The 16,364-nt window shown below is 42.0% G+C and carries 15 protein-coding genes; 8 read left to right on the top strand and 7 right to left on the bottom strand.

The annotated features are described in order from the left end of the window. The first annotated feature begins 4 nt into the window (after positions 1-4). Together H513_RS0102875 and serA are read left to right on the top strand one after the other, a co-directional pair. Positions 5-1,159 carry a pyridoxal-phosphate-dependent aminotransferase family protein gene (locus H513_RS0102875; protein WP_026799357.1) on the top strand — a complete coding sequence of 385 codons (1,155 nt, stop codon included), beginning with the start codon at positions 5-7 and terminating at the stop codon, positions 1,157-1,159. Further along, complete coding sequence (gene serA, locus H513_RS0102880) at positions 1,152-2,738, top strand: phosphoglycerate dehydrogenase (protein ID WP_026799358.1); 1,587 nt, start codon at positions 1,152-1,154, stop codon at positions 2,736-2,738. The genes H513_RS0102875 and serA overlap by 8 nt, the downstream gene beginning before the upstream one ends. A gap of 46 nt (positions 2,739-2,784) precedes the next feature. Here serA and H513_RS0102885 read toward each other — a convergent pair whose 3' ends face one another. Continuing rightward, positions 2,785-2,970, bottom strand: a complete 186-nt coding sequence (locus H513_RS0102885) for a hypothetical protein (RefSeq protein ID WP_026799359.1) — start codon at positions 2,968-2,970, stop codon at positions 2,785-2,787. A 219-nt stretch (positions 2,971-3,189) separates the two neighbouring features. Between H513_RS0102885 and H513_RS0102890 the strand changes: the two genes are divergently transcribed. The 3 genes from H513_RS0102890 to H513_RS0102900 all read left to right on the top strand — a co-directional run bounded on the left by H513_RS0102890 (position 3,190) and on the right by H513_RS0102900 (position 7,115). After that, positions 3,190-4,341 (top strand): conserved virulence factor C family protein, encoded by a 1,152-nt coding sequence (locus tag H513_RS0102890; protein ID WP_026799360.1) that lies wholly within the window; start codon positions 3,190-3,192, stop codon positions 4,339-4,341. 12 nt (positions 4,342-4,353) lie between these two features. After that, complete coding sequence (locus H513_RS0102895) at positions 4,354-4,782, top strand: BrxA/BrxB family bacilliredoxin (RefSeq protein ID WP_154655167.1); 429 nt, start codon at positions 4,354-4,356, stop codon at positions 4,780-4,782. Positions 4,783-4,919: 137 nt separating this feature from the next. Continuing rightward, positions 4,920-7,115, top strand: coding sequence for an FUSC family protein (locus tag H513_RS0102900; protein WP_161625284.1), 2,196 nt, complete (start codon positions 4,920-4,922; stop codon positions 7,113-7,115). Positions 7,116-7,309: 194 nt separating this feature from the next. On the opposite strand, the gene murB is transcribed toward H513_RS0102900, so the two are convergent. The 5 genes from murB to H513_RS19490 all read right to left on the bottom strand — a co-directional run bounded on the left by murB (position 7,310) and on the right by H513_RS19490 (position 13,532). Next, complete coding sequence (gene murB / locus H513_RS0102905; protein WP_026799363.1) at positions 7,310-8,245, bottom strand: UDP-N-acetylmuramate dehydrogenase; 936 nt, start codon at positions 8,243-8,245, stop codon at positions 7,310-7,312. 188 nt (positions 8,246-8,433) lie between these two features. Beyond that, the gene (locus H513_RS0102910) at positions 8,434-9,564 is read right to left on the bottom strand and encodes an HAD family hydrolase (protein ID WP_026799364.1); all 1,131 of its coding nucleotides are present in this window, start codon (positions 9,562-9,564) and stop codon (positions 8,434-8,436) included. A gap of 489 nt (positions 9,565-10,053) precedes the next feature. After that, positions 10,054-11,247 carry a pyridoxal phosphate-dependent aminotransferase gene (locus H513_RS0102915; RefSeq protein WP_026799365.1) on the bottom strand — a complete coding sequence of 398 codons (1,194 nt, stop codon included), beginning with the start codon at positions 11,245-11,247 and terminating at the stop codon, positions 10,054-10,056. Positions 11,248-11,564: 317 nt separating this feature from the next. Continuing rightward, positions 11,565-12,614 (bottom strand): C45 family autoproteolytic acyltransferase/hydrolase, encoded by a 1,050-nt coding sequence (locus H513_RS0102920; protein ID WP_026799366.1) that lies wholly within the window; start codon positions 12,612-12,614, stop codon positions 11,565-11,567. Positions 12,615-12,686: 72 nt separating this feature from the next. Continuing rightward, complete coding sequence (locus H513_RS19490) at positions 12,687-13,532, bottom strand: alpha/beta hydrolase (RefSeq protein ID WP_154655168.1); 846 nt, start codon at positions 13,530-13,532, stop codon at positions 12,687-12,689. A 156-nt stretch (positions 13,533-13,688) separates the two neighbouring features. Here H513_RS19490 and H513_RS0102930 point away from each other — a divergent pair, with 156 nt between their 5' ends. Beyond that, a complete protein-coding gene (locus tag H513_RS0102930; protein WP_026799367.1) occupies positions 13,689-13,949 on the top strand; it encodes a transcriptional regulator SplA domain-containing protein in 261 nt (86 codons plus the stop codon). Positions 13,950-14,013: 64 nt separating this feature from the next. After that, positions 14,014-14,286 carry an acylphosphatase gene (locus H513_RS0102935; protein WP_026799368.1) on the top strand — a complete coding sequence of 91 codons (273 nt, stop codon included), beginning with the start codon at positions 14,014-14,016 and terminating at the stop codon, positions 14,284-14,286. 41 nt (positions 14,287-14,327) lie between these two features. On the opposite strand, the gene H513_RS0102940 is transcribed toward H513_RS0102935, so the two are convergent. Continuing rightward, positions 14,328-15,068 carry an SDR family oxidoreductase gene (locus tag H513_RS0102940; RefSeq protein ID WP_026799369.1) on the bottom strand — a complete coding sequence of 247 codons (741 nt, stop codon included), beginning with the start codon at positions 15,066-15,068 and terminating at the stop codon, positions 14,328-14,330. A gap of 166 nt (positions 15,069-15,234) precedes the next feature. Here H513_RS0102940 and yfkAB point away from each other — a divergent pair, with 166 nt between their 5' ends. Beyond that, positions 15,235-16,359: a radical SAM/CxCxxxxC motif protein YfkAB gene (gene yfkAB / locus H513_RS0102945; RefSeq protein ID WP_026799370.1), complete on the top strand. Its 1,125-nt coding sequence runs from the start codon at positions 15,235-15,237 to the stop codon at positions 16,357-16,359. Positions 16,360-16,364: the final 5 nt, after the last annotated feature.

Consider the following 16,364-nt stretch of genomic DNA (forward strand, 5'->3'; position numbering starts at 1 on the left):
AAGAATGTTACCAAACGAACATCATTTACGAACTCCAGGCCCTACCCCAATCCCCGAAACCGTAAAGCATGCCATGAATCAGCCAATGATTGGCCATCGCAGTTCCCATTTTTCAGATCTATTTAACGAGGTTGCGCCTCGATTAAAGCCAATATTCGGGACGGAACAACCGGTTCATGTACTGACATCAAGTGGAACAGGAGCACTAGAGTCTGCTGTTACGAATACGGTTAGCCATGGTGAGAAAGTTCTTGTTGTAGTGGCAGGAGCATTTGGTGACCGCTTTGCTTCTATTTGTGAACGTTATCCTTATGATGTAGAACGCTTAGAAGTTCCCTTTGGAGAGTCTGTGAAGGAAGAAGCGTTGTTACAAGCATTAGACACGCATTCTAACGTAGCTGCTGTCGTATTCACTTATTGTGAAACGTCTACAGGTGTGCTTCAACCTGTAGAGAAGTTAACTAAAATCGTGAAAGAGCACAGTAATGCACTTGTACTAGTAGATGGCGTTAGCTGTATTGGCGGTGTGCCAACTCAAATGGATGAGTGGGGCATTGATGTTCTTGTTACAGGTTCTCAAAAAGCCATGATGCTTCCGCCAGGACTTTCGTTAATTGCGTTTAGTGAGCGTGCTCGTTCCAAAGCTTCTGAAATCGATTCCCTTACTTTTTATTTCGATTTGTCTGCTTATGAGAAACAGTATGAGAACGGCATGACACCTTTCACTCCAGCTGTGTCTCTAATTTACGGGTTACAGGAAGTGTGCAATCTTCTTGATCAGGAAGGATTGGAGAACGTGTTCAAACGTCACGAACTTATGAAGAACATGACAAGAGCTGGGATCGAAGCGCTAGGCCTTCCTCTATTAACGAACGAAAAAGACGCCTCCCCTACTGTTACAGCCGTTTTAGGTACTGAACAAGTGAACACAGATGAACTTCGTAAACATGTCCAGAAGAAATACGGACTTTCATTAGCTGGTGGACAGAAACAATTGAAGGGAAAGATATTGCGCATTGGTCACATGGGATACTGCTCCCCTACAGATGTGTTAACGACTCTAACTTTATTGGAACTTGGATTGTATGACTTAGGTTATCCGGTCCAGTTCGGTCAATCTGTGAAAGCTGCTCAGGAGGTGTATGTTCAACATGCATAATATACTAGTAAGTGACCCTATAAGTGCTGAAGGGATTGCTGCTTTGACGAACCGAACAGACCTTTCCGTTGATGTTCAGACCAACCTTTCCCCGGCTGATTTGCTTGGAGTAATTGGAAAGTACGATGCCCTCATTGTACGAAGCCAAACAAAGGTGACAAAGGAAATTATAGAAGCTGGTAGTCAATTGAAAGTCATTGGTCGAGCCGGTGTTGGTGTTGACAACATCGATTTAGACGCCGCAACGGAAAAAGGAATTATCGTCGTTAACGCTCCAGATGGGAACACGATGTCTACTGCTGAGCATACATTTGCAATGTTAATGTCATTATCAAGACATATCCCACAAGCCTATAAATCAACTGTAGAAGGCAATTGGGATCGAAAGTCATTTAAGGGTGTAGAGCTAAATCGTAAGACACTAGGAATCGTAGGAATGGGGAGGATAGGAACAGAAGTATCTAAACGAGCAAAGGCCTTTAATATGGATATTATTAGTTATGACCCATTTCTAACCGAAGAACGTGCAGAGAAAATAGGAGTTAGAAAGGGTTCATTACAAGATATCTATAAAGAAGCGGATTATATTACCGTCCATACTCCTCTAACGAAAGAAACGCACCATCTTATCGACCTGGAAGCCTTTCAACAAATGAAACAAGGGGTTCGATTGATTAATTGTGCTCGCGGCGGGATTATTGATGAAGATGCTTTAGTGGAAGCTATTGATAGAGGGATTGTAGCAGGTGCTGCCATTGATGTATTTGAACAAGAACCTCCTGAGCGGCATCCTTTGCTTAAGCGTTCACAAGTTATCGCCACTCCACATTTAGGCGCATCGACAGAAGAAGCACAGACGTATGTGGCTAAAGACGTCAGCGAAGAAATTCTACACATCTTAAATAACGAATCCTTTAAGAACGCGGTAAATATGCCCCAAGTGCCAGCAGATGTAAGGAAAGCGCTAGAGCCTTATTACTTACTTGGAGAGAAGATTGGAGAAATGGCTATCCAGCTCATTCAAGAACCTCCTCATAAAGTTACGCTTACCTATGCAGGTGAATTAACCGACTATGAGACAGAGTCACTTACAAGAACAATCCTTAAAGGGCTTCTACGTTATCATCTTGGCAGCAAAGTCAACGTGGTAAATGCCACCTATATGGCAAAGTCTTATGACTTGTCTTACTCAGTAGAATACTCAAGCTCTTCTCTAGATTTCACAAACTTAATCTCTGTCCGAATTGAAACGAAAAACGAAACCAGAACACTATCTGGCACGCTGCTTAGCGGTTATGGGCCAAGAATTATTAAAATTGATGATTACTCCATAGACGTAGCACCTACAGACCACCTTCTCTACATCCAACACCTTGATACAAAAGGCATGATTGGACATGTAGGAACGGCACTTGGTGAACAAGATATTAATATTGCTACGATGCAAGTTGGACGGAAAGACAGAGGCGGGGATGCCATTATGATGATTACAGTAGATAAACCACTTCCTAAACAGGTACGTGATCAATTGGAGGCTATGGAGCATATTCGATCAATAAAGGAAATCCAGCTTTCATAATAAGAAAAGCCTGAAGCTACTGCTTCAGGCTTTTCACTTCTATCGTTTATTCTGCATGTGCTGGCAGAGTTTCAATTTCTAACTCATAATACTGCGGTAATATATCTTCTTTAATAATTTGTTCTCGAAACGCCTCAGCATCTGTGCGATTCGTAAAGTATTGTTCTTTTCTATTCACGGAAAACTGTATTTTCACATCGGCAAGGTACATTCCTATTACGCGAAATGTCATTCTTTTGCCTTCTAACTTAATTGAAATTAAGGATAACTCTTTCCGAAGTAGCCTCAACTATCCTTTGAGTCCCCGGCTAATGAGGCTATTTATATACTAACATATGTTCGTAGTTCTTCATACCGTATTAGTAGAATTTAGAAGTAACGGGTCCTTTCATGGATACAAGGTTAGAAGTTTGTTAAACTGATTACACGATAAGTAGAAAGGGGTTTCGTCATGCATATTACATCAATAGAACCAACGCCGAGCCCTAACTCAATGAAGATCAACCTAAGTGAATCCCTTGAAATGGGTAAGACTCATAACTTTAAGAAAGAGGATGACCTTACGAAAGCTCCTCTATATGTGAAAGAGTTGTTACATATTGAAGGCGTAAAGAGCTTGTACCAAGTGGCTGATTTCATTGCGTTAGACCGGCATCCTAAATACCAATGGGAAGAGATTCTCCCGAAAGCAAGAGCGGTATTTGGAGAAGAATCGAACGAACAGTCAGCGAACCATCAAGCCGCTCCTCAACAGGACACTGCATTAGGCGAAGTTCAAGTTCAGATTCAAATGTTTCGTGGAATTCCGATGCAGATTAAGCTCATTGAAGGTGAGACAGAAGAGCGAATTGCATTGCCAGCAGAATTTATGAATACGGCAATGGAGGCAAGTAAAGCATCCGATAATATTGTTAAAGAACGCCAATGGGTGGAACATTCCCCTCGTTATGGCGAGCTAAGCGATATTGGTCACGACGTTCGGGAAGAACTGATTGCCACCTACAAGGAAGAACGGTTACAACATTTACTGCAAAATGCATTGAATGAAGAGTCTTCTTCCACAACCACCGAGACACACAGAACCTATCACACCGTTACATTAGAAATGCTGGAGCAAGAAGATTGGAAAGAACGTTATGCAGCTCTCGATCGAATGAATCCAACTACGGATGATTTCAAAGTACTCGAGAAAGCATTAGAAGATGAGAAGGCATCAGTTAGACGCTTAGCAACTGTTCTCCTTGGGATGATTGAGGACAAAGCAGTGTTACCCTATCTTTACAAAGCATTACAAGACCCGTCCGTAACGGTACGAAGAACAGCAGGAGACACGTTCTCTGACTTAGGATTCCGAGAAGCAATCCCAGCCATGACAGAAGCACTTAAAGATAAGAACAAACTTGTTCGATGGAGAGCGGCTATGTTTCTTTACGAAGTTGGCGATGATTCAGCGGTTCCTGCTTTACAAGAAGCGGTCTTTGATTCAGAATTTGAAGTACGCATGCAAGCTAAAATGGCATTACGCCGTATTGAAGGCGGCGAAGAGGCAAAAGGTTCGGTATGGAATCAAATGACTCAGGCTACTCAAAATGATGGAAAGTAAAGGAGAATGGATATGAACCCATACGTAGAATATATGAGAGAAATTGCTCAACCTATGAGAGATGAGCTTACACATGCAGGATTTAAAGAGTTGATTACGCCAGAACAGGTAAATGAATTTATTGAAGCAACTGAAGGAACGACTCTTGTTGTTGTCAACTCCGTTTGTGGATGTGCTGCAGGGTTAGCTCGACCAGCAGCGAAAGCTTCATTATCAAATGACAAGACTCCTGAAACGCTCGTCACGGTATTTGCCGGTCAAGACCGTGAAGCGACTGAACAAATGAGAGACCATTTCGGTGATTTGGAACCCTCTTCTCCTTCTATGGCATTGCTTAAAGATGGCAAGGTTGTTCATTTCATCCCTCGCGAAGATATTGAGGACCATGAGGTAGAAGAAATCGTCTCCAACTTAACCCGTGCATATAACCAATATTGCTAATTCAGAAACCCCTGCTCCATTTACGTTGAGCAGGGGTTTCGAATATTTTAATAGTTCTGCTTTGTCGAAGGAAACTGAATATGATAAATCGTTGCAGGAAAGTGGCTACAATCGCTCAAATGTTTTATCATAAAGCTATGACAACTTATCAAATCGTACTTAACCGTATTCAACATATGCGGGCAAGGCTCACGGCCTCAGATCCGGGCCTTACCCGTCTAATTACTACAACAAAGGCAACGCTAAGCGTAATGACTTCCGTCTTTTTCGTAAGTGCGCTATTAGCTCTTCTCGACCAAGGAAGCTTAACGGTATCAATCTTTGCAGGTGCAATGGGACTCTTGGGTGTACTAGTTGTGTTTGATGATACCCGTTTCAAGAAACAAGTGACTACAGCTCTATTGCCAATCTCTGCTGCCATTTCAATTACAGCAGGAGCTTTCTTGTCACAGTACCCACATGCATCAGATGTCGTAATCCTAATCCCAATTTTTTCAGCGTTTTACTTCTCTAAATTTGGGTCTCGTTACTTCTCAATTAGTATGGTTTCGTTCATTTCAATCTATTTCTCTTCCATACTCGGGGTGCCCTTTCAAGATGTCCCGTGGTTCTATTTGAGTATTCTGGTTGGGATAGGCTTTGCCTATCTATACAACTTCATTATTATTCGTGACCAACCGAACGTTACATTAAAAAGGAGTCTACGTTCTTTCCATGTTCAAATTAACCTTCTCTTTAATTTAATAGGAAGTTACGTTAGTTCGAGTGACCAAGAAAGGCAACGTAAAGCTTTAAAACGAGAGCTTGATTACAATGCAGAACGTTTAAACGAGTATGCGCAGAAAGTATCCTCACAGCTTTCTAATGTGCATCCAGAGGAAATATGGCCAGGGGTAACGAAAGAACAGCTTCGTATCTATTTGTTTGATGCATCGATGCTGATTGAAACCCTCCTTCCAACAATGGATGATTTATTGAAAGACGGCGCATTCCAGAACGAGTCTTTACAAAGAACAACAGCAACGTTACTCCAAGCCATTCGGGATATTAGGGCGTTGCGGCACATCGATAGTGAGCAACAAATTCAAGCGGCTGAACGCCGATTGGAAGAATTTAAACAACTTACAATAGAAACACAGTTAGATTCAGAAACCTTCTTTCTCTTTAACCGACTGATTACCATGTGTGAGCATGTATTTGCGAATGTAAGAACGCTACAAGCCCTTCGTACACAAGCTATAGAAGTGAAAGATAGAGATAATATGGAAGAGGATACTTCTGCAGAGGAGGAAGATGACCAAGAGGGTAAAGATTCAAGAATGGAGCCAACTACTAAAAAAGCAATCCAAGCTGTAGCTGCAGGGAGCGTTTCAATCGTACTTGGCTATATACTCACTCCGAGTCAGCAATATTGGATCTTACTGACCGCGTTTATTATCTTCATGGGGACAGACACAGTCGGGAGAACTTTCTTAAAAGCGGTCGAACGTACAATCGGCACAGTTTTTGGAGCAATTATTGGATTCGTCATTGCCCAATTTGTATATGGTCACACCTACGTAGAAATTGGATTAATCTTCCTTTGTATCTTTATGGCGTTTTACTTTCTTCCAATTTCTTATTCATTCATGATGTTTTGGATAACGATGATGGTTGCCATGCTTTATGATTTGCTATTGGGCGGAATCACATGGGGAGTTCTAGGAGCACGAGTCGTAGACACAATCGTCGGAGCGGCGTTAGCTCTAGCAGCTGCCGCTTACATCTTACCTAAGAAAACACAAGAGAAAGTATCAGAAACCACTCTCGATTACTTCTCACATCTTAACAAGCTTCTGAATGGAACATTGCAACAGTTAAAAGGGGATCCTGAACCATTGGACCTTACTGAAAAGACGTTTGAGATGGATGAGACATTAAGTCAATTACGGACAGATGCTGAATCTATGCGTAAAACTCCAGGTGCTACTACACGCACTCGTATTGAAGGCTGGATTACTCGAATTGCGACACTAAATTACTACGCTAAACACCTGCTTACTCCAACCGCCGAAATTGATGACCAATTACAAGCCGTCATCGATCAGTTGAATGAGTATATAAACGATAATATTGACACCATTCAATTACTGTTAAAGGATGAACGGAGTCATGCAGTAGTATGGGATGTTGAGGTGTTGCCTTCTCATATGGCCTATTTCAATGATTATGAGAACAATGAACGAAAGCTAACCGATTCGTATCATCACTTCTACTACATCCGATTAATTAATCAAACACTCGTATCATTCGCAACTGACCTTGGTGCGCAAACTGAACGCACATCTGTATAGAGCATGACAAGAAAGGGATACCAATTAAGGTATCCCTTTCTTATGCCGTATCGTATGTACAAGCAGTCCTCTTGTATTTGATGGTAGACTACAAATCGAACGCTTCTTCCCTTCTCATTTATCTTTGAAAGGCTAAAAAAACCCTGTAAACGCACATTTTAAACGGTAATGTGTGTTTACAGAGTTTTTGTTCGTTACGTTGTGAGTTGACCAGGCTCTTCTTCACCAATGATCTTCACTTCTGTTTCTAATTCTACACCAAATTTGTTAAACACAGTCTGTTGGACATGTTTAATTAAGGCGATATAATCGCTTGCTGTCCCCTTGTCAATGTTGACCATAAAGCCAGCATGTTTCTTTGATACTTGTACGCCGCCAATTTGTGTCCCTTGCAGGTCGCTATCTTGAATGAGTTTCCCTGCGAAATAACCAGGAGGGCGTTTGAAAACACTGCCGCATGAGGGGAATTCTAAAGGTTGCTTTGATTCACGCTTATACGTTAAATCGTCCATGATGGATTTAATCTCCTCATGAGTACCTGTCTTTAAGACAAACGTAGCCTCAACGACAATGTATCCCTTCTCAGCTACTGCACTATGACGGTAGTCTAGTTCTAACTCAGAAGCAGGAATGGATTTAACTTCCCCATCTCTTGTTACGACAATTGCACTTTGCAACACATCTGATACTTCACCGCCATAAGCACCCGCGTTCATATAGAGCGCTCCACCTACTGTTCCAGGTATTCCGCACGCAAACTCTAGCCCAGTTAATGTATGCTTAAGGGCGAAACGAGATGCATCGATAATACGAGCACCGCTCTCTGCAACAAGCGTATGGTCATCTTTTAAGTAGATTTGTTTTAGTCGTCCCATGTGGATGGTGATACCTCGGATTCCCCCATCTCGTACGATGACATTGGATCCGTTTCCAAGTAAGGTAATTGGAATGTTATGCTCATTTGCATACTTCACCACTTCCCCAATATCTTCATAGGATTGAGGCATAACGAAGATATCCGCACACCCACCTGTTCTCGTAAATGTATAAGAAGAAAGAGGTTCATCTTTCTTAATGCTCTCAGCACGTACAAGTTCTCTTAAGACTTGCACTACTTCTGTGGTATTCAAAGCTACTTCCTCCTTTTCCATTACCTATTGTACCTTATTATATTCATAAAAATCATGAGGTTCTTATAAAAACCTATTGAAAATATGTAAAAAGTCCTGTACATCAGTCTTCTTACTTTATCAATAAACCGACTATAAGCGCAATATATACAACCGTAAAAAAGCCCTCTTATGAAGAGGGCATTCAGTCACGTTAATAATTCTTGTACATCCAATACGCCATTGTAGATGTGCGGTTCATTGTGATGTTCGAAATCAGCTCTAGCATCCTTCCCAGACAATCCTGTTAATACGGCAGCAAACGTTACTCCCATCGTTTGAGCCGCAAGTCCATCAGCCAAAGAATCACCAATAATGACAATGGTATCATCCGTTTGTATGGGATGTTCGATGTGAATGAGGTCATCAGGGTTAGCTCCTCTCCCTTGCCACGCGTAGATGTACGTATAAGGCTCGGGTTTCGCAAGTGGAGCCAGCTCTGGGTACTGTTCTTCGGCCTTCAGCACATCGGTTGCTGTCGCAATATGATTCTCGTTTATATAAGGGAGGAGTCCTATCGACTTAAGCGGTTCAACCGTCTCTAAATACGGTCGTCCTGTACCAACACCTACAATCCATCCACCATTTGAAGCTCGTTCAAATAAATTCTTCAATTCTTCTACTGGGGCCAAAGGAACTTCCACATGCATAAATCCTGTCTTTCCTTCTTGATTGGTCTCTCTTCCAATCGAACGCGAGATTTGTGCGTCCCCTACGTACCATTCTTGAAATGTTTCTCTACAGTAGTCCCATAAGTCGCTGTTACGAGAGAAGCTCTGTGTCGAGATATTCAAATAACGCGATGCAACACGATTTAACTCCCCGAGAAGCTCTTGTTTCAATGCGTCGCTTTCTTCAAAGTCTGATACAAAGTCCTCGTAGTTAAGTTTTACTTCGTGTTGCTTCACCCAGCTGCCTATAAGCTTAATTGAGTCACGAGTCAATTGACTCGTTAACAGCTCCTTAATTTCACTCTCTTTGTACGGCTTTAATTGATGTAAAATTCGAATGAGTTGATACGAAAACGTAAGATAGACCATATCCCAATTCGCGTTGATCCCTCTTGACTTAATAAATTTAAGTACCTTATCTTCTTGGAATACCTTATTACGAAGGGATTTTGTCTCCTCTTCATTTAAGTCAGTCGTAAAGCTCTTTGGTGCCACACTTATGTACTGATCACTATTTAGTAATTCCCACACCGTTAAAGCGGAAGCATCAAAATAACGTTCCTCACTAAGCAGTACACCATCTACATCGAATAGCGCTAGTTTACTCATAAGCCGCCTCCATTCATAGGATCTTTCATTCATTTTAACAAGTTAATGCGTTAATGGGTAGGAATTTAGACAATGAAATAACAAGTCATAGGAAAAAGTAATGATTTGAAATATGAGAAATGTTGGTATAATAAGAAGACAATAGCTCGGTCATCTCAAGGGTGGTCGGCATTACACCCCGAGGAAGGGGGTGATGCCTTTGACGGTTTTCGAATCCTTAATGTTCGCCATCGCGTTCGCAGGATTGATCGTCTCCATTTTGTCTCATAACGACAAATAATCCACCCTTGAGTTAGCGGCTCACGGTGGATTATAGTTACGTCTATTTGTGTGCCGACCTCTTTAAGAGACCGACTATTGGGGCCGTTGGTGTTGCATCACCAGCGGTTTTTTTATTACTTCTAGTATACCCGATTTTATGTTTCACTTGTAGTGGTATTTTGTTTTATTGCTTTAGTTTTACTTTTTGCTCGGAGTTGCTACTAAGTTTTAATTAGAACTAACTTTATTCCCATACACATTTAATTGCGCAATCCGATTCACTGCTTCTTTAATGCGTTCTGTAGACTCTAGGAGCCCGATTCGGACAAAGCCTTCTCCCGCTTCACCAAACCCGTTACCAGGAGCTACGATGACGGAACACTTCTCCATCAGTTCAGTTGCAAACCCTTCAGAAGTGAAGCCTTCTGGCACTGGCATCCATGCGAAGAATGAACCTTTGGATGGATGAATAGGACACCCAATCCTATGTAATTCTTGAACAAGTACGTCTCTTCTCTCTTCATAAAGTTCAACACATTGTTGAACCACATCCTGCGGCCCTGTTAAGGCAGCTGCAGCTGCTTCCTGAATTGCACCGAAAATACTGCAGTAGTAATGGTTCTGGAAGGTCTCAATGGCATGTACGACACTTCGGTTCCCAACCGCAAACGCAATTCTCCACCCTGCCATGTTATAGGTTTTAGACATCGTATAAATTTCGACCCCTACATTTTTGGAACCTTCTGTTTGTAGAAAGCTTATTGGTTTCTCTCCATCAAATCCGATTGCTCCATACGCAAAGTCATGAACGACACATACATCATGCTGTTCTGCCAAGGCGACGGTTTCTTCGAAGAACTTAGGAGTCGCTATACCAGCAGTAGGGTTGTTTGGGTAATTTAATAACATTAATTTCGCCTTTTCGAACGTTTCATTGCTAATAGCCCTATAGTCAGGAAGATAATCGTTTTCGTGTTTTAAAGGCATTCTGTGCATGGAAGCCCCTGCTAGAGCAACTCCAGATAAATAATCAGGGTACCCTGGGTCTGGTACAAGCGCAAGGTCTCCCTCATCTAGAAAGCACTCACATACCTCCACTAATCCAGTCTTACCACCAAATAGAATAGCAACCTCTTCAGTTGGGTCCAATGTAACATCATATTCCCGCTTATAAAACGTCGCCACAGCTTCCTTCAAATACTGAAATCCCGTGAATGGTGCGTATTTATGATTGATTGGGTCCTCAGCCCCTTTTTGTAGAGCTTCAACAATATGTTCAGGTGTTGGTTGATCTGGGTTTCCTTGGCCTAAGTTTATTACGCTTTCGGTCGTAGCATGTAAATCTTTCGCTTGCTTCTCAAGTCTTGCAAAGAACTGTTCTGGTAAACGTCTTACTTTACTTGATGGTTGAAATTCCTTCATATCTACACATCCCTTTCAACATTTGCTATGGAACTGATGGTACCCTCTATGCTACACTTTGTAAAGAATTTTCAGATTTCAAAGGGGTGTGTTGAACGTATGGACGATTGCAAGTCCCATGATAATGAAAAGAATGATCGAGATCGCATGGGCTGCGTAGCTGATGGGTGCGGCTTACTAGGATGCTTACCTCTTTCTTCCATATTAATTGTTGTTCTTCTCTTTATTACTTAAGGTTTAGCTTTTTCTATTATTACTGTTCGGAGTTGCTACTATGTAGATTTAAAGAATATGGAGACAACATAAAGACCCAGCCATTATGACTGAGCCTCTACCCGTATATATTGTGGTGCGATTGTGGTGTTTAATTTCCCGCGTATTTTTTTAACCCGGTTCTGTTCTCCTTCCAGCCACCGTTTCAAGTTAAACGGAACTGGACGGTTGTAACCGCCGAGGGTGAACCATACATCCATCGTCTTTGGAAAGTATCCAATTGTATGGATGGTACCTGCCCAGTGGTCATATTCTTCAGAAAAGATTGGACCTTCAGGGTCATTTAAATAGCGGAAGGCTTCTGCCCCGCTTTGGAATGGGTCTCTTCCTTGCATGTCTTTCATTCGTCTTTTGGAATCGTCCATGTGACGTCGGTTTTCACCTGTTAACCGGTCAAAGTGGTTCGTACAGTAATTCCCTTCATAATGGGCAACACCTCTAGGCGACCCTTCTACGACAACTGTACGCCCGCTTCTATCCATGATGACGTAGTTAAATGAAGTTCGGTGTGGCACCTTATACAACAAGTCAATTGCCTCATCGACTGTTCGGCAATATTCGAGCACCATACGAGTCAATATGACGCAGATAAACCCGTCTCCTGGTTTAATTCGATTGACGAAATTGTAACCAATCACAAGTCCTTCCTCATTCATCCCATCCGCTCGTCCAATAATACGCTGAGCAGGCCCAATGGTTGCATAGCCGTTGTCTGGTTTAGAGAGAACAAATCGACCATCGTAAGGCTCTGGTGTAAAATCGTAATTTCGAATGAAATAATCATCACCTGTGAAGATGGAGCATCCAGATTTAATCCAGTCCTGTTGATATCCACTATACTCTCGAACCGTCTCTTCAATCGACCAGCCTAATCCATCAGCAAGCCCGATGAGTTCTTCCCATAAGGACGGAGCAAACTTCAAGAGGAGTCGTTTCGCCTCTTCAATGTCTACTGTAAACCGTTTGCGTAGTTTTTCTTGTTTTTGTTTATGCGCTTCTAAGATTGGAGTGCCAATGAGTTGTTCTCCTTGCTGGCGCCCCATTTCGTAATAGCTACCGCTTGTTTCAATTACATTTGAATAGATGTCGATCATAGCTGCATCTCCCTAATGGATAAGTTGCCTCCTCATCATGAGACAAACGCCACAATCCTGCAACTTTATTGCTTATGAATTGTTCATCGTCATTGCCCAGTCTTCTAACAGTTCAACCGTTTTCTTGGATTTCAATAACGAATTATGATCCTCTTCAGGAAGTTCAACATATAAATGATTCGTTTGCTTCTTCCACCATTTATGCAATTTAGAAGAGTCTGTTACTTCGTCCTCACTTCCAATGGCGGCTATGATGGGTTTCTCGATTCGAGAAAAGAAATCTTTCGGGATTGAAGGTACGAATCGAGACACTAAGAGACGGAAACTCAGCGAAAGCGTTGACGCCTCATCGAATTCATCTGGAATTGTGGCAACCTTCTCATGAGACCATCTAGCAATATTAAACCGGTTTAGAAAATAAAGAAGAAAGATTTTCTTCATCTTAAGCTCGTAGCCCTCTTCCTGACCATTTCCTTCAGGGCGTCTATACACCTGAAGAGAAGGATGAAAGAATGGGGATAAAAACACATAACCATCCCCAAAATCGCGGTTATACGAGAGTAGTCTCAAAAGATTCGCACATCCCATAGAATGCCCCACCCAATACACTCTTGAATACCCTTTTTGACGTAGCTGATTCAACAGCGCTTCAAGATCTCGATCATAGGTTCCGACCATTGGAATGTCCCCTCTCGGATGTCCAAGGTCATAGCCACGTAGAGTAGGGACAACAACATCACCTACTTCTTTCAGATGCATGCCGAAATCGTGAAGCGCCCTCATTTCAGCTGTAATACCATGAACCACAACCCACACAGAATCTGTTTGTTTATGCTGATGCTTCTTATACCATCTGTACGGGAGACTTCGCTTGTCGTGAGCAGTATATTGTTCTCGGCTAAAGTGCTCAATACCCATGATTTCACCATACTCTCGAGTTGTTTCGTTCCATACGTATATGTATGTCTCTTTACATTCACATGGCAATAGTATCTCCAATATTTGTTGCTTATAATTGCATGTTATGATCACAAACTATACTGACTGATTCTAATGAAAGGTGGGAAACAAGTTATGGAAATGATCGATCCTAAAGATGTAAAACCTGGCGATGAGGTGTACGTAATTTATAGAAACCCTCATACCCCAACCGTATCCAATATTAAACCAGCAGAAATTGTCCAACATCCAAATGACCCTGGCCAAAATGCTCTTTTCTTGTATGAAACCTACCATCTTATCGAAGAGAACGATGCATTATTTGCTTCTGAACAAGCGGCCCAAGAAGCATTTGACCAAATCTATTCTGACGAACCCGACGAGACATTTATTTAAATTGTTTAATCTCTCCATGAATCGGTTATGGGATACCGTAAACGAAGATGGAAGAGGTGATTGTATGCGAACGATTCATATGACTGTAGAAGGGCGCGTTCAAGGTGTTGGATTTCGCTTTTCTGCTCAACAAAAGGCTAAAGAATTTGACGTTACAGGTTGGGTCCAAAACCAACGGAATGGCTCCGTTGAACTTGAAGCACAGGGCGAAGAAACTCGCATTCAATCGTTTATAGAAGCAATTAAGCACGGTCCCAGTCCATACGCGAAAGTGACTAATACAACGGTTACAGATGTGGACGACGCCCCCTCCTATCAACTATTCCAAGTGAAATAAACAATGAGCCTGTCTATACTGACAGGCTCATTGTTTATTTCTTACTTTTTCATTGGTCTTACGATTACTTCATTGACATTTACATAGCTTGGTTGTGTGACAGCATAGACAACGGAATGAGCAATATCCTCCGACTCAAGCGTAATGCGTCCTTCTCGGTCTTTGAACATAGCAAGTACTTCTTCGTCCGTGATATGCTCTGGCAACTCTGTCGAAACAGCACCGGGAGAAATATTCGTGACACGGACTCCCGTGCCTGAAAGTTCCTTCTCCATTCCATAAGAAAGAGCTTTAACCGCATATTTTGTTGCGCTATAGACCGTACTAGATGGGAAAACCTCATGTCCCGCTACAGAAGAAACATTAATGAAATGCCCGCTGCCCTGTTCAATCATTGATGGCAACGCAGCATGTATCCCATATAAGACACCTTTAATGTTCACATCCACCATTTGTTCCCATTCATGTACCTTGTCATTTTTCAAGAAGGAAAGCAACATCACCCCTGCGTTATTCACAAAGAAATCGACTCCACCAAATGTTTCCTTTGTAACTTCGACCAACCGCTCTACATCATCTTTTTTCGTTACGTCTGTTTCCACAACTTTAACTCCAACTTCGTATTCATTCGTTAATTCTTCAGCTAGGTCGTTTAACCGTTCTTCACGTCTAGCAGCTAATACAACGTTTGCTCCTTCGTTCGCTAAAGACCTGGCAGTTGCCGCACCAATTCCGCTACTCGCACCTGTAATAATGGCTGTCTTGCCTGATAATTGTCCCACACTACTTCCTCCTTATCGTTAACTAACAGTATGAACGATACCCCTCTACACGTCTCCTTATGCGTCATTCTATAAAAAGAATGTTCCTTATCTAGAATGAATAGTGTTAGAATAGAGACTGGTTTGTCTTAGAACCAAATTCATTGAACAGAAAGGAAGTTTCATAATGAGCACAAACGTGAAGCTTCATCCAATCACACCGTCCTATGACCCTTGGGAAGCCTATATGGACGTTAAAGAACATGGAGACATGGTACTCTCCAATATAGAATTCACAACGACAACCCTATGTAACATGCGGTGCGAGCATTGTGCAGTAGGTTACACATTGTCTAATAAAGACCCTGATGCGCTACCTCTTGACTTGTTAATACAGCGGTTAGAGGAAATTCCTCATTTACGTACGTTTAGCATTACTGGCGGAGAACCGATGCTCTCAAAGAAATCTGTAGAGAACTACGTCGTTCCCTTGTTGAAATACGCGCATGAACGAGGCGTTCGAACACAAATCAATTCTAATTTAACACTTCCATTCGAGAGATACGAAGCCATTATCCCTTATCTTGACGTGCTACATATTTCACACAATTGGGGTACACTCGACGAATTTGTCGAGACTGGGTTTGCTCGTATGGAACGTAAACCATCAGAAGAGAAGCGAGAAAACTATTTTCATCGCATGGTTGAGAACTCACAACGCCTCTCAGCAGCAGGTGTCATGGTTTCAGCGGAAACGATGATTAATAAACGGACCTTTCCTTACTTGGAGCAAATTCATGATCATGTAAAGGAAATGGGATGTGCAAGGCATGAGATTCATCCTATGTACCCTGTAGACTTTGCAAGTGCATTAGAGACCGTGACATTGGAAGAAATGCGTGATGCAATCACTCGACTATTGGACCATCGTGATGAGGATTTATGGATGCTGTTTGGTACACTGCCATTCTATCCATGTAGCACATCAAAAGAAGATTTAGATTTGCAACAACGTCTTTATCAATCTAAGAATGTAACTGTTAGAAACGACCCAGATGGACGCTCACGATTAAACGTGAATATCTTTAGTGGCGAGGTCATTGTTACCGACTTTGGAGATGAACCAGCACTTGGCAACATCGAACATACGAAATTGACAGACGCTTATGAACAATGGATGGCAACGGACACAGCAAAAAGCCTGAATTGTCATTGTCCAGCCGTTCAGTGTCTCGGACCAAACGTTCTCGTAAAGAATACCTACTACCAAGATGTAGATTTCCAGCAACGAGAGACCAAGCTTACACGTTAATAAGT

Origin of the sequence: Pontibacillus halophilus JSM 076056 = DSM 19796 (assembly GCF_000425205.1) — a bacterium.
Lineage (GTDB): Bacteria > Bacillota > Bacilli > Bacillales > BH030062 > Pontibacillus_A > Pontibacillus_A halophilus.